General features: G+C 46.1%; 12 protein-coding genes and 3 rRNA genes. 1 reads left to right on the top strand and 14 read right to left on the bottom strand.

Annotated features, from left to right (window positions below):
* Positions 1–489: 489 nt before the first annotated feature.
* Entirely contained in the window at positions 490–774 is a 285-nt protein-coding gene (locus ACXQIQ_RS12825) for an AbrB/MazE/SpoVT family DNA-binding domain-containing protein (RefSeq protein ID WP_439302441.1), read from the top strand.
* A gap of 159 nt (positions 775–933) precedes the next feature.
* Here ACXQIQ_RS12825 and rsmI read toward each other — a convergent pair whose 3' ends face one another.
* The 14 genes from rsmI to ACXQIQ_RS12895 all read right to left on the bottom strand — a co-directional run bounded on the left by rsmI (position 934) and on the right by ACXQIQ_RS12895 (position 13,954).
* Entirely contained in the window at positions 934–1,812 is an 879-nt protein-coding gene (rsmI, locus tag ACXQIQ_RS12830) for a 16S rRNA (cytidine(1402)-2'-O)-methyltransferase (protein WP_439302442.1), read from the bottom strand.
* Positions 1,784–2,077, bottom strand: a complete 294-nt coding sequence (locus ACXQIQ_RS12835) for a GIY-YIG nuclease family protein (RefSeq protein WP_439302455.1) — start codon at positions 2,075–2,077, stop codon at positions 1,784–1,786. Before ACXQIQ_RS12835 ends, rsmI begins: the two co-directional genes overlap by 29 nt.
* Entirely contained in the window at positions 2,067–2,804 is a 738-nt protein-coding gene (locus ACXQIQ_RS12840; RefSeq protein ID WP_439302443.1) for a tRNA1(Val) (adenine(37)-N6)-methyltransferase, read from the bottom strand. Before ACXQIQ_RS12840 ends, ACXQIQ_RS12835 begins: the two co-directional genes overlap by 11 nt.
* A gap of 101 nt (positions 2,805–2,905) precedes the next feature.
* A complete protein-coding gene (yabA, locus tag ACXQIQ_RS12845) occupies positions 2,906–3,262 on the bottom strand; it encodes a DNA replication initiation control protein YabA (RefSeq protein WP_439302444.1) in 357 nt (118 codons plus the stop codon).
* A 12-nt stretch (positions 3,263–3,274) separates the two neighbouring features.
* A complete protein-coding gene (locus ACXQIQ_RS12850; RefSeq protein WP_439302445.1) occupies positions 3,275–4,099 on the bottom strand; it encodes a PSP1 domain-containing protein in 825 nt (274 codons plus the stop codon).
* A gap of 5 nt (positions 4,100–4,104) precedes the next feature.
* Positions 4,105–5,091, bottom strand: a complete 987-nt coding sequence (gene holB / locus ACXQIQ_RS12855) for a DNA polymerase III subunit delta' (RefSeq protein ID WP_439302446.1) — start codon at positions 5,089–5,091, stop codon at positions 4,105–4,107.
* Between the two features lie 16 nt (positions 5,092–5,107).
* Positions 5,108–5,551 carry a YaaR family protein gene (locus ACXQIQ_RS12860; protein ID WP_439302447.1) on the bottom strand — a complete coding sequence of 148 codons (444 nt, stop codon included), beginning with the start codon at positions 5,549–5,551 and terminating at the stop codon, positions 5,108–5,110.
* A gap of 9 nt (positions 5,552–5,560) precedes the next feature.
* On the bottom strand, positions 5,561–5,890 hold the full coding sequence (locus ACXQIQ_RS12865; RefSeq protein WP_439302448.1) for a cyclic-di-AMP receptor: 330 nt from the start codon (positions 5,888–5,890) through the stop codon (positions 5,561–5,563).
* Between the two features lie 59 nt (positions 5,891–5,949).
* Complete coding sequence (gene tmk / locus ACXQIQ_RS12870) at positions 5,950–6,588, bottom strand: dTMP kinase (protein ID WP_439302449.1); 639 nt, start codon at positions 6,586–6,588, stop codon at positions 5,950–5,952.
* 32 nt (positions 6,589–6,620) lie between these two features.
* A complete protein-coding gene (locus tag ACXQIQ_RS12875; RefSeq protein ID WP_439302450.1) occupies positions 6,621–8,036 on the bottom strand; it encodes an aminotransferase class I/II-fold pyridoxal phosphate-dependent enzyme in 1,416 nt (471 codons plus the stop codon).
* Positions 8,037–8,160: 124 nt separating this feature from the next.
* Entirely contained in the window at positions 8,161–8,349 is a 189-nt protein-coding gene (locus ACXQIQ_RS12880; RefSeq protein WP_439302451.1) for a sigma factor G inhibitor Gin, read from the bottom strand.
* A gap of 742 nt (positions 8,350–9,091) precedes the next feature.
* Positions 9,092–9,207 (bottom strand): 5S ribosomal RNA (gene rrf, locus ACXQIQ_RS12885).
* A 73-nt stretch (positions 9,208–9,280) separates the two neighbouring features.
* Positions 9,281–12,217: ribosomal RNA gene (locus tag ACXQIQ_RS12890) — 23S ribosomal RNA — on the bottom strand.
* A gap of 185 nt (positions 12,218–12,402) precedes the next feature.
* Positions 12,403–13,954: ribosomal RNA gene (locus tag ACXQIQ_RS12895) — 16S ribosomal RNA — on the bottom strand.
* Together the 16S, 23S and 5S rRNA genes form the textbook arrangement of a ribosomal RNA operon.
* Positions 13,955–14,101: the final 147 nt, after the last annotated feature.

Genomic DNA, 14,101 nt, shown 5'->3' on the forward strand with positions numbered 1-14,101 from the left:
TTTTTCCCGTTTCATTCTACCATTAATTAAAGACTTTTTCTTTCCCTAGACATAAAATGACACGCAAGTACGAAAAACAATATATGTAAATACCTACAGGATTACTGTACTTGGTCAAAAATATACCTGGTACCTTCGAAACTATATATGAACTCTTTCATCTTTCGACATTATTTTGTCGAAATTTGACGAATCGATGAGGGGTTATAATACTTTTAGATTATGAATAACCCTAAAATAGTTAGTAGAATTTACCTGTATATTCCTGATAGAAATGGAAGGGTTTATCAGTTCAGTAATTTGGAATTGCGTCAACTCAACAACGAAAGGGTGTTTACAAAAATTGCAAAAACTTTCTCAGGAGAAAATGATTGACGAGTTTGGGAATCGCTGGTATTATTAGGACATAATAGTTTTTGTCGAATAATGGCGATAAACATAGAATGAAGTCAAAATAAAAATAGGATTAAAGAGAGGAGATTTTACATTATGAAATCTACAGGTATCGTACGTAAAGTTGATGAACTAGGTCGTGTGGTCATTCCGATCGAGCTTCGTCGTACTCTTGGAATTGCAGAAAAAGATGCTCTTGAAATCTATGTAGATGACGATCGCATCGTACTTAAGAAATACAAGCCTAACATGACTTGCCAAGTAACAGGAGAGGTTTCCGATGATAACCTTTCAATCGGTGACGGAAAGATCATCCTTAGCCGTGAAGGTGCAGAACAAATCCTTAAAGAGCTAAACGACTACGTTTCTAAATCAAAATAAGTGATTTAAAAAAAGAGGCTGACAACTGTCAGTCTCTTTTTTGATGGCTATTTTCGCTTTGTTACTCTTAAGAGTCGTTGATTTCCGCTCCAGGATGCTCGCTTTCCGCGGGGCGTGCGGTGAGCCGTGAATTTCGAAGAAATCAACCAACTATGTTAATTACGATTCGACATGATAGATTTGGTAGACTTCGCGTTTCGGCAAGTCACGGTCGAGTGCGACTTGCTTGATCGCTGCTTTATTCGACATGTCATCTTCCTTCATGTAATGCTCAACGTGTTCAATGACCGACAAGGTAATCCACCATTTATCATCCGGATCATCAATCACACCGGTTCCTTCAATGATGATGCAGAATTCTCCCCTTACCTGCTCTTCATCGCTCCAGGTCAACAAGTCCCCAAGGTTCCCACGAATGATTTCTTCAAATTTTTTCGTGAGCTCTCGATTCATAGAGGCTTTCCTCTCCACACCAAAAGCATCCGACAACTCTTTCAACGTATCTTTCAAACGATGGGGAGACTCATAAAGAATGAGACTGTCTCTAAGTTTGGATAGGAATTCTATTTCTGTTTTACGTGATTTTTTGTCTCGTGGTAGAAATCCATAGAAATAGAAATGGTCTGTCGAAAGTCCTGAAGCCACGAGTGCGGGCAAGGCCGCATTGGCACCAGGTAAAGGTATGACTGTAATTTGCGCTTCTACACATTCCTTGATCAAATCATGACCAGGATCGGAAACACCTGGCATACCCGCATCACTTACAAGTGCAATCGTATGTCCATCCTTCAGTTGTTCAATCAGCTTTTCACCGCTCTTCATCTTGTTATGTTCATGATAGCTGACAAGAGGTGTCGAAATGTCGAAATGATTGCATAGTTTTTTCGTTTGTCTTGTATCCTCACATGCAATCAAGTCCGCATCCTTCAAATATTGAATCGCCCGGAATGTCATGTCTTCCAGGTTCCCGATCGGTGTTGGGATGATGAATAATCTTCCTTGATCCGTTTCAGTCTGATAACTCTTTTGACTCCACATGATTCATTGACTCCTTCATATCAATCAGACGTTCTTTCTCAATCCTTTTCAACTGTTTGATTCGGTATTCTGCTCTCAACGCATCGGATTTCGTAACATGCTCTTCCATGTATACAAGCTTCACCGGCGTCCGTCCACGAGTGTACTTCGCTCCTTTGCCTTGTTGATGAGCAATGATACGACGATCCAAATCATTTGTATAGCCTGTATACAAACTTCCATCTTTACATTCTAGAATATATACACAATGCCCGTCATCGCCCATATGCACGGAGAACCTCCTCTGTATATTCATTGGATTCGTTATATACGATGATTGGAGGGAGAAGCTTCAAATCGGGCTTTCCGCCTTTAGAACCTTCAACTAGAATCATGTTCGCCTCTTTACCCTGTTTCGGATAGACGAACTGCAGACGCTTAGGTTCTAATCTATATTTTCTCATAAGAGATAGCAAATCCATCAATCGTTCCGGACGATGGACAAAGGCTGCCTTTCCACCGTTTCGTACACTTTTGGCAGCGATTCTGACGACATCATCCAATGAACAATAGAGTTCATGCCTCGCGATTGCATAATGTTCATTTTGATGATGGTCCTTCGGATTTTTCGATTCAAAATAAGGTGGGTTGCATGTCACAACATCATAGTCTTCATTCAGTTCATTTTCTAATTGGAGAATATCCTTATGCTGAATGGAAATCTGATCTTCCAGCTCATTGAGCGCAACACTTCGTTCAGCCATGCTGACGAGTTTATTTTGTATTTCGACCCCTGTAATGGTTCCTTTCGTCCTTCTCGACAAAAGAAGAGGGATGGCTCCTGTACCTGTACACAAATCCAATAGTTTTCCTTTCTGAATCGGTACATAGACGAAATTCGCTAATAAGACTGCATCTAGGGAAAATGTGAATACAGAAGGGCTTTGAATGATTTTCAACTGATCAGGTATGATGTAATCGACACGCTCTCCTTCAAATATTTCTACTGACATCATGCTGTATCCTTTCACATTGAATATGTAAATTTATCATGTCCTAACGAAAAAACCTTATCAAACTGAGCATTTGATAAGGTCTAAGTCCTAGTGGAAAGCTACTTTTTGTTCAAAAAAGATAGGCAGAACAAACAATCTCCTTCGGTACGGATACTTCCATAATGCAGATTGCATATATGAAAGCCCTCTTGATACAATCGAGCCAATGTATCGAATCCTTCACCGATGTCTGGAGCATTTTTCTGTGCATCTTCCTGTTTTGAGGAACGATTGCCTTGAGCCGGTTGTTTCTCCCGCTCCAAACGGCTCCTCAAATTACGGTTTTCCACTTCTAGATGGTGATTTTCCTCCAGAAGAGCAGCCAACTGGTTTTTTAAATCTCCCAATTGCTTGTATAAACTTCCGATCTGCTCTTCCATTTCACTTACTCTTGAGAAGATTTCTTTCTTGTCCACGGCTTCACCCCGTTACTCTGTCGCTTGTGAAACGGAGCCTTCCTTAATAAGCTCATCAAGGGTGTATTCAATCACACGTTCACGTTCATAGAGGTCAACCTGCACGAGACGTTCAAGAATGTTCAGACCAACGACTTTTCCGTTTCCATGTGCTGTGTGAATCTCTTCTCCTATGTCTGGAAGCTCCTTTTTAGCGGTTTCATAATCATCGTTTTCATATTTCAGACAACACATCAGTCGACCGCATAAACCAGAAATTTTCGCTGGATTCAATGAAAGATTTTGGTCTTTCGCCATCTTAATGGAGACGGGCTCGAAATCTCCAAGGAATGTGGAACAGCATAGCAAACGACCACAAGGCCCGATTCCTCCAAGCATTTTAGCTTCGTCACGTACACCGATTTGACGAAGTTCAATCCGTGTACGGAAGATGGATGCCAGGTCTTTCACGAGTTCACGGAAATCGACACGGCCATCAGCTGTAAAGTAGAAGATGACTTTGTTACGATCAAACGTATACTCGACATCGACGAGTTTCATATCGAGGTCATGTTCATCAATCTTCTTTACACAGACGTCGAATGCTTCTTTCGCTGCTTCTTTATTTTCTTGGACGGAAATTTGGTCCTTTTTGTTCGCGATCCGTACGACCTTCTTCAAAGGAAGGACGACATCGTTCTCATCGACTTGTTTCTTTGCAAGGACCGTCTTGCCATATTCAATCCCTCTTGCTGTTTCGACAATGACGAATGTGTTGTTATCTATATCTAGATCACCAGGATCAAAATAATATATTTTTCCCGCTTTCTTGAAGCGGACACCAATTACTTCATACACTAGGGTTATCCCTCCTGCAATCTAAGCACCAATTGCTCCATTAACAATTGAAGATTCATATTTGCGTTCAGACGTCTTTTCGCTTCGAGTATCTGCATCATTTGATGGCGTACTCTGCTCTGGGAGCTATGTAGCGCTTGGACGGATAATATATTTGTAGCATCGTTGAATACGATGGATTGTTCTTCTTCTAATTGAGTGAGAAAGACGTCTTTATACCAAATCAACAACAAATCCAAACCGATCTCGACTTGTTGTTTATCTTTGAAATGTGGGTGCCAATATTCATTCAGAGCGAGAAGGACTCGGTGTGGTCTTTCATGAAGCTCTTCTCCTAATTTTAACACGTTCTTTCGGGCTTGTACAAACCACTCATCCTCTAGTAACGATTGCGCTTCTTTCTGATCATTGGTTAACGCTGCTGCGGTTTTTGCCAATTGTTCAGGATTACCTTCGCTTGTAAGCGCTTGAATCAGTTCCCGTTGAGATTGTGGGGCGAACGTTAAAATTTGGCACCTCGACCGGATCGTGTCCAGAAGCTGTTGCGGATTCTCCGTCAATAGGACGGCGACCGTCTTCTGTCCCGGCTCTTCTAAAAATTTCAACAGGCTGTTCGCAGCCTGGGTTGTCATCCTCTCCGCATGTTCTATGATGTACGCTTTGGATTTGGACTCCAGCCCGAGATAGGAGAATTCCTTCTGCAACTTTCTTACCTGTTCAATCTTGATTGACTGTCCATCCGGCTCCACCAAATGCACATCTGGATGATTGCCTGAATCGATCCGTTTGCAATCCGGACATTCGCCACATGGCTCACTTGATTCTCTTACACGACAGAAATAGGCTTTTGTCAGTTGGAGAGCTACTTGCTTCTTTCCAGTCCCCTTGTTTCCTTTGAATAAGTAAGCATGGGCCAAACGGTCTTTCTTTATGCTGTTGGTCAATAACTTCACAACATACGGTTGTTTGTCCTGTAGTGTGTTCCAACTCATAACAATCGACTCTTTTCTACGTATACAAATTGACGAGTAATCCTTTAATCTCACCAATCCTGCCTAATATATCAATACTCTTGACTTCCCGGTTCATAAGCTCTTCCGTCAAGGTAATCAACTCTTCATCAATCCGTTCCACGAGATGCATCGTTTCCAGATGCCCATGCCCGCTCCAACTTCTTGATTTCTTCAGATTCATGCCGAACTCTACCGTTTCTTTCATGAATCGTTTTACAAGGCGTTTGTACTCTCTAAGGTCGCTTAATGTTTGTGATTTCAGCAAACGTTGTCCTTGTTGATCGATTTTATTCAAAAGCGTAGACAGATGCTCATTTTGTAGCTTCTGCTGTTGTGCTTGGACCACTGAATCGAACTTCCCTTGTCTGACAGGTGGTTTTACCCCTTCCTGCAGCCTTTGTTCGACAGTCGTCCGAAGGTCTTGACCGATTTTCATCATCGATGCCTCCTAAAATTGCATAAACTGTTCAATCGGAAGGACGAATACAGTCGCGCCACCAACTTCGACTTCCACAGGATATGGAACATAAGAGTCCGCATTCCCGCCCATTGGTGAAACAGGTGCTACGAGCTGATCTCTGCTTTGGCAATTCTCTTTGATAATGTCTAGTACACGTTGGACGTGCTGATCTTCTGTACCAATCATGAACGTCGTATTCCCGGACTTCAGGAATCCACCCGTACTCGCTAATTTCGTTGCACGGAAATTGCTCTTCACAAGGGCATCCGACAAACGATTGCTATCTTTATCTTGAACCACCGCAACCACAAGCTTCATAAGCGAGAGCTCCTTTCATACCTTATTATCTCTATTATAACAGGTGCACATTTTTCATTCTATTTTATCTTTGCAAGTTTTTGGTTGATTATGCTGATGACGTCTTCATAGACATCCTCTATGGATTGTTCCGCATTCACTTTGACGATTCTTTCAGAAAACCGATCATTTACGATTTGATAGCCTTCTTGCACTTTTTCATGAAAATCGAGCTTTTCAAGATCGAGTCTGTTCTTTTCCCGTTTGGCATTATCGTCGATTCGACCCAAACCTACTTCCGGTGAAAGATCGAAATAGATCGTCAAATCCGGCATATGGTCCTCTGTAGCGAAACGGTTGATTGTATACACTTCATCTATGCCCAGTTCACGAGCATATCCTTGATAGGCGAGGCTGCTGTCGATGAACCGGTCACATAGTACGACTTTCCCTTCCTGTAATGCCGGTAGGACTCTCTCCACCAGATGCTGACGCCTTGCTGCAGCGTAAAGAAGTGCTTCTGTTCGCCCGTCCATTTTCGTATTTTCCGGATTCAGGATCACCGAACGAATCTGTTCTGCAATCTCGATCCCACCTGGTTCTCTTGTACAGATGAACGGGATTCCCCGACTTTTGAATGCTTCTTCGACCCGTTTGATGATCGTCGTTTTTCCAGCTCCCTCAGGTCCTTCAAATGTGATGAATAACGGTTGACTCATGTAAAGCTACCTCCGAACTCTTGATGTTTATATTATCGATATATCATAATTCCTTGATCAGGTTGATTGCCTTGAAACCTTGCCTTCTGCTCAATCAGGAAAGAACAATAGGCAAGATGGTCCTTTGTAATACGTTCCCCTTTTAAAAGGATCGGGATTCCCGGTGGATACGGGATGATAGTTTCCGCACTGACCTTTCCAACGGTTTCGGCAAGTGGCACTTTCGTCTGCTCTTGCTGATTGCTTCTACTCAGATCGATTTCAGCGATGGCAGGTAACTTGTAGTTAACATGCATCGGCTTTCGATCGTTCACGACTTCATAGGATGACAGGGTCGCCTTGATCAGGTTAATGAGGTGATCCTTCTGTTTTAACCGGCTTAATGGCAACACGAACAACACATTGAACGGGTCCGCCAGTTCTGTATATATTCCGACTTGCTCAAGTACCTTTTGTAATTCATAGCCTGACAATTTCGTTCTCGACTGCACCACCAATTTGAGCGGATCATGGTAATCACAACCGTGAGACCCCTGTACGACTTCAATTTGCGGAACGGTCTTGAGTCGTTCTTTCAACTCTTGGATACTGACAATGATCTGCTTAATATCATCAGGTTCCAGGCTTTCTAGATACGCACGTGCATAATCGAGCGACGCCATCAATACATAGGACGGACTACTTGACTGTAAAACCTCGAGCTTGTCTTCTAGCTCAAGGGGATCGACAAGGCTGGATTTGATATGTAAAAATGACGCCATCGTCATTGCAGGTAATGTTTTGTGGGCAGATTGAACGACCACATCAGCCCCCATCGATAATGAAGAAGATGGGAAAGGGGAGCCAATTCCGAAATGAGCCCCATGTGCTTCATCTACCAGGACAGGACATCCCTGTTCGTGTGAGAATGCAATGATTCCTGTTAAATCCTGTGTCATCCCGTAATAGTTCGGATTCGTCAGGATGACAGCATCAATGGCATCATAAAGCTTGAAAGCTTCCTCGACGCTTTCTATCGTAATCCCTGTAGCGACTCCGGTCGTTACATCCACTTCGGGAGTAAGGAAAACAGGTATTGCTTCGGCTAGACGTATTCCATTCATGATTGATTTGTGGCAATTCCTTTGAACGAGCACGGTTGAACCTTTTCGACACGTCGCCAAAATCATCGCAAGATTTCCGACTGTCGTACCGTTTACAAGAAAATAACTACGGTCTGCCTGGTAAAATCGAGCGGTCTGATCCTGCGCTTCCTTTATGACCCCAGAAGGATCATGTAAATCATCAAGCCCTGACAATTCGGTTGCATCCAGTTGCAAAAGATCTTTTTTGAATCTGTCATCTGACCAAAGTTCACCGTATTTATGTCCTGGCACATGAAAAGAAAACACCTGCCGATCATAATGTTCTATCAGCCTATCCATTAACGGTGTATGTAGCTTTTTCAATACCATCAGTCCGATTCTGTGAAATATCCTCCCCTCATTCTATCAAAAAACAATCTAAATGACTTGTAGATACGAGGATTGGATGAATTGGGCAAACAAAAAAACAGGTGTATGTTCACCTGCTTTAACAAGAAACTCGATTGATCTTCCTTAATTTCTCTATAAAATATTGATATTCTTCATCGTCCGTATCCGTTACAACCATTCTCTGTTCACATTCGGTGCATAAAAAGTGTTGGAAAATATAGATCCCTTTATTGGATTGCTCTTCACAAACCATACATGTATCCGTGGATCGCTTTGTCGTTTCCATTTCTCCCACCTCCATCACCATTGTTGCCAGAAACAATTATAAATATACCGAACCGATTCAATTTTTAGAAAAATCATCTGCTAACGTAAATGTATGATGGGTCATTTGGAATTGTGTATGTCTCCCTGAAAGTAAAGATGGAATATTGAAAGTTGATTTCTTCGAAATTCACTGCCTTTCATAGAAGTCACTTCATTGCTTTTTTATAAGTCTTTCCAGATACCATTTGCCCGCGATTTTAATAAAAATCTGGTTTTTAACCAAAAAGAAGTGATTTAAAAGCGATTTATTACTCTTTGGAACTGTTTTTTGTGCAGAGGAGTAAAAATCACCTCTTTAGTAAAATGTTACTCCCTTTTTCATGCAATAAACGATGGATCTCATAGTCTCACTTCGATGTTTAGACCTCTGAGCTTCTTTTGAAAAACACAAAAAAGAACAGCTTCGCAGCTGTCCTTTCGTTGTTGCCCGGCGACGTTCTACTCTCACAGGGGGAAGCCCCCAATTACCATTGACGCGCGAGCTTAACTTCCGTGTTCAGCCTTCGGCTTGCGATGAACGGCGGATCTCTTCGTCAACTGCACTCTCCTCCGTCCTCGCGTATATCATACGCTCCGGTCGTGGCTCCCTTGTTTCCTCGACCTCCTTGTTCCTCTCAACCCTCAACTTCGTAGCCTTTGGACCTTACGGTCCTTCTTTTGAAACACAAAAAAGAACAGCCTTATAAGGCTGCTCTGTTGTTGCCCGGCGACGTTCTACTCTCACAGGGGGAAGCCCCCAATTACCATTGACGCTGAAGAGCTTAACTTCCGTGTTCGGCATGGGAACGGGTGTGACCTCTTCGCCATCGTCACCAGACTATGAAGTTGAAGGAACCATTCCTTCAAAACTAGATAACGGTTCTTGAAAACATCTTCGATGTTTAAGTATTGTGGTTAAGTCCTCGATCGATTAGTATCTGTCAGCTTCACGTGTCACCACGCTTCCACACCAGACCTATCAACCTCATCATCTCTGAGGGATCTTACTCGCTTGACGCGATGGGAAATCTCATCTTGAGGGGGGCTTCATGCTTAGATGCTTTCAGCACTTATCCCGTCCACACGTAGCTACCCAGCGATGCTCCTGGCGGAACAACTGGTACACCAGCGGTGTGTCCATCCCGGTCCTCTCGTACTAAGGACAGCTCCTCTCAAATTTCCTGCGCCCGCGACGGATAGGGACCGAACTGTCTCACGACGTTCTGAACCCAGCTCGCGTACCGCTTTAATGGGCGAACAGCCCAACCCTTGGGACCTACTTCAGCCCCAGGATGCGATGAGCCGACATCGAGGTGCCAAACCTCCCCGTCGATGTGGACTCTTGGGGGAGATAAGCCTGTTATCCCCAGGGTAGCTTTTATCCGTTGAGCGATGGCCCTTCCATGCGGAACCACCGGATCACTAAGCCCGACTTTCGTCCCTGCTCGACTTGTAGGTCTCGCAGTCAAGCTCCCTTGTGCCTTTACACTCTGCGAATGATTTCCAACCATTCTGAGGGAACCTTTGGGCGCCTCCGTTACACTTTAGGAGGCGACCGCCCCAGTCAAACTGCCCACCTGACACTGTCTCCGAACCGGATCACGGTCCTGGGTTAGAATTTCAATACCGTCAGGGTAGTATCCCACCGACGCCTCCACCGAACCTAGCGGTCCGGCTTCTAAGGCTCCTACCTATCCTGTACAAACGATACCAAAATCCAATATCAGGCTACAGTAAAGCTCCATGGGGTCTTTCCGTCCTGTCGCGGGTAACCTGCATCTTCACAGGTACTATAATTTCACCGGGTCTCTCGTTGAGACAGTATCCAAGTCGTTGCACCTTTCGTGCGGGTCGGAACTTACCCGACAAGGAATTTCGCTACCTTAGGACCGTTATAGTTACGGCCGCCGTTTACTGGGGCTTCGATTCAGAGCTTCTCCCGTAAGGGATAACCCCTCCTCTTAACCTTCCAGCACCGGGCAGGTGTCAGCCCCTATACTTCGCCTTACGGCTTCGCAGAGACCTGTGTTTTTGCTAAACAGTCGCTTGGATCTTTTCACTGCGGCTCTCTCGGGCATACACCCTATCAGAGCACCCCTTCTCCCGAAGTTACGGGGTCATTTTGCCGAGTTCCTTAACGAGAGTTCTCCCGAGCATCTTAGGATTCTCTCCTCGCCTACCTGTGTCGGTTTACGGTACGGGCACCTCTTTCCTCGCTAGAGGCTTTTCTTGGCAGTGTAGGATCAGGGACTTCGGTACTTTAGTTCCCTCGCCATCACAGCTCTGCCGTATGGTGGACGGATTTGCCTATCCACCGGCCTTGACTGCTTGGACGCGCATATCCATCAGCGCGCTCTCCCTACCTTCCTGCGTCCCCCCGTTGCTCAAACGGAAAGGAGGTGGTACAGGAATATCAACCTGTTGTCCATCGCCTACGCCTTTCGGCCTCGGCTTAGGTCCCGACTAACCCTGAGCGGACGAGCCTTCCTCAGGAAACCTTGGGCTTTCGATGGAGAAGATTCTCACTTCTCTTTTCGCTACTCATACCGGCATTCTCACTTCAAAGCGCTCCACGAGTCCTTCCGGTCTCGCTTCTCAGCCCTTCGAACGCTCCCCTACCACTGTACCAAAGGTACAATCCATAGCTTCGGTGATACGTTTAGCCCCGGTACATTTTCGGCGCAGAGTCACTCGACCAGTGAGCTATTACGCACTCTTTAAATGGTGGCTGCTTCTAAGCCAACATCCTGGTTGTCTGGGCAACTCCACATCCTTTTCCACTTAACGTATACTTGGGGACCTTAGCTGATGGTCTGGGCTGTTTCCCTCTCGACTACGGATCTTATCACTCGCAGTCTGACTCCCGTGGACAAGTTCCTGGCATTCGGAGTTTGACTGAATTCGGTAATCCTGTGGGGACCCCTAGTCCAATCAGTGCTCTACCTCCAGAACTCTCACCACGAGGCTAGCCCTAAAGCTATTTCGGGGAGAACCAGCTATCTCCGAGTTCGATTGGCATTTCACCCCTACCCACACCTCATCCCCGCACTTTTCAACGTGCGTGGGTTCGGGCCTCCATTCAGTGTTACCTGAACTTCACCCTGGACATGGGTAGATCACTCGGTTTCGGGTCTACGACAACGTACTCCTTCGCCCTATTCAGACTCGCTTTCGCTGCGGCTCCGTCTTCTCAACTTAACCTTGCACGTTATCGTAACTCGCCGGTTCATTCTACAAAAGGCACGCCGTCACCCGTTAATGGGCTCCGACTACTTGTAGGCACACGGTTTCAGGATCTCTTTCACTCCCCTTCCGGGGTGCTTTTCACCTTTCCCTCACGGTACTGGTTCACTATCGGTCACTAGGGAGTATTTAGCCTTGGGAGATGGTCCTCCCAGATTCCGACGGGGTTTCACGTGTCCCGCCGTACTCAGGATCCACTCTGGAGGGAACGACGTTTTGGCTACAGGGCTGTTACCTCTTCTAGCGGGCCTTTCCAGACCGCTTCGCCTACGCCGTTCCTTTCTTACTCCGTATAGAGTGTCCTACAACCCCAAGAGGCAAGCCTCTTGGTTTGGGCTGATTCCGTTTCGCTCGCCGCTACTCAGGAAATCGCGATTGCTTTCTCTTCCTCTGGGTACTAAGATGTTTCAGTTCCCCAGGTCTGCCTTCTCATACCCTATGTATTCAGGTATGGATACTGTCCCATTACGGACAGTGGGTTCCCCCATTCGGAAATCTCCGGATCAAAGCTTACTTACAGCTCCCCGAAGCATATCGGTGTTCGTCCCGTCCTTCGTCGGCTCCTAGTGCCAAGGCATCCACCGTGCGCCCTTCATAACTTAACCACGTTATGAATGAACTTACACTTTACTTACTTTGTCATTAAATGACGTTTCGATGTCTTGTTTTCAAGAATTTTCGTTATCTAGTTTTCAAGGAACGTTTTTGAAAGAACATAAGCTCTTTCAAAACTAAACAAAAGCCAAAGCGTGTTGCCCCGAAGGGCTTATGTCCTAAAAGGACTCCTTAGAAAGGAGGTGATCCAGCCGCACCTTCCGATACGGCTACCTTGTTACGACTTCACCCCAATCATCTGTCCCACCTTCGGCGGCTGGTTCCAAAAGGTTACCTCACCGACTTCGGGTGTTACAAACTCTCGTGGTGTGACGGGCGGTGTGTACAAGGCCCGGGAACGTATTCACCGCGGCATGCTGATCCGCGATTACTAGCAATTCCGGCTTCATGCAGGCGAGTTGCAGCCTGCAATCCGAACTGAGAATGGCTTTATGGGATTCGCTCAACCTCGCGGTTTTGCTGCCCTTTGTACCATCCATTGTAGCACGTGTGTAGCCCAGGTCATAAGGGGCATGATGATTTGACGTCATCCCCACCTTCCTCCGGTTTGTCACCGGCAGTCACCTTAGAGTGCCCAACTGAATGCTGGCAACTAAGATCAAGGGTTGCGCTCGTTGCGGGACTTAACCCAACATCTCACGACACGAGCTGACGACAACCATGCACCACCTGTCACTTCGTCCCCCGAAGGGGAACCTTCTATCTCTAGAAGTAGCGAAGGATGTCAAGACCTGGTAAGGTTCTTCGCGTTGCTTCGAATTAAACCACATGCTCCACTGCTTGTGCGGGCCCCCGTCAATTCCTTTGAGTTTCAGCCTTGCGGCCGTACTCCCCAGGCGGAGTGCTTAATGTGTTAACGTCAGCACTGAGGGTGGAACCCCCCAACACCTAGCACTCATCGTTTACGGCGTGGACTACCAGGGTATCTAATCCTGTTTGCTCCCCACGCTTTCGCGCCTCAGCGTCAGTTACTGGCCAGAGAGCCGCCTTCGCCACTGGTGTTCCTCCATATATCTACGCATTTCACCGCTACACATGGAATTCCACTCTCCTCTCCAGTACTCAAGTCCCCCAGTTTCCAATGGCCCTCCACGGTTGAGCCGTGGGCTTTCACATCAGACTTAAGAGACCGCCTGCGCGCGCTTTACGCCCAATAATTCCGGACAACGCTTGCCACCTACGTATTACCGCGGCTGCTGGCACGTAGTTAGCCGTGGCTTTCTGGTTAGGTACCGTCAAGGTACCGCCCTATTCGAACGGTACTTGTTCTTCCCTAACAACAGAGCTTTACGACCCGAAGGCCTTCATCGCTCACGCGGCGTTGCTCGGTCAGGCTTTCGCCCATTGCCGAAGATTCCCTACTGCTGCCTCCCGTAGGAGTCTGGGCCGTGTCTCAGTCCCAGTGTGGCCGATCACCCTCTCAGGTCGGCTACGCATCGTCGCCTTGGTGAGCCCTTACCTCACCAACTAGCTAATGCGCCGCGGGCCCATCTGTAAGTGATAGCTAGAAGCCATCTTTCAACTTTCCACCATGTGGTGGTCAGTATTATCCGGTATTAGCCCCGGTTTCCCGGAGTTATCCCAGTCTTACAGGCAGGTTGCCCACGTGTTACTCACCCGTCCGCCGCTGATCTCAGGGGAGCAAGCTCCCCATTGATCCGCTCGACTTGCATGTATTAGGCACGCCGCCAGCGTTCGTCCTGAGCCAGGATCAAACTCTCCAATAAAGTGTTTGATTGCTCATTAAATGTAAATCGAAATTGATTCAGGGTTCTTATAAAAAGACCCGTTTCACGCTTGGCTTTTGTTCAGTTTTCAAAGAGCTGTTTTGCTTCGTCTGAAAGTCGTTTGTTGCTGACTTTTTTCGAAGAATG

Source organism: Pseudalkalibacillus sp. Hm43 (assembly GCF_054170705.1).

What these genes read in the sequence shown, in the direction of transcription:
- ACXQIQ_RS12860 (WP_439302447.1), bottom strand. Translation starts at nt 5,551, where the DNA reads ATGATGAAAATCGGTCAAGACCTTCGGACGACTGTCGAACAAAGGCTG.
- rsmI (WP_439302442.1), bottom strand. Translation starts at nt 1,812, where the DNA reads ATGTGGAGTCAAAAGAGTTATCAGACTGAAACGGATCAAGGAAGATTA.
- ACXQIQ_RS12880 (WP_439302451.1), bottom strand. Translation starts at nt 8,349, where the DNA reads ATGGAAACGACAAAGCGATCCACGGATACATGTATGGTTTGTGAAGAG.
- ACXQIQ_RS12840 (WP_439302443.1), bottom strand. Translation starts at nt 2,804, where the DNA reads ATGTCAGTAGAAATATTTGAAGGAGAGCGTGTCGATTACATCATACCT.
- tmk (WP_439302449.1), bottom strand. Translation starts at nt 6,588, where the DNA reads ATGAGTCAACCGTTATTCATCACATTTGAAGGACCTGAGGGAGCTGGA.
- ACXQIQ_RS12865 (WP_439302448.1), bottom strand. Translation starts at nt 5,890, where the DNA reads ATGAAGCTTGTGGTTGCGGTGGTTCAAGATAAAGATAGCAATCGTTTG.
- ACXQIQ_RS12825 (WP_439302441.1), top strand. Translation starts at nt 490, where the DNA reads ATGAAATCTACAGGTATCGTACGTAAAGTTGATGAACTAGGTCGTGTG.
- holB (WP_439302446.1), bottom strand. Translation starts at nt 5,091, where the DNA reads ATGAGTTGGAACACACTACAGGACAAACAACCGTATGTTGTGAAGTTA.
- ACXQIQ_RS12835 (WP_439302455.1), bottom strand. Translation starts at nt 2,077, where the DNA reads ATGGGCGATGACGGGCATTGTGTATATATTCTAGAATGTAAAGATGGA.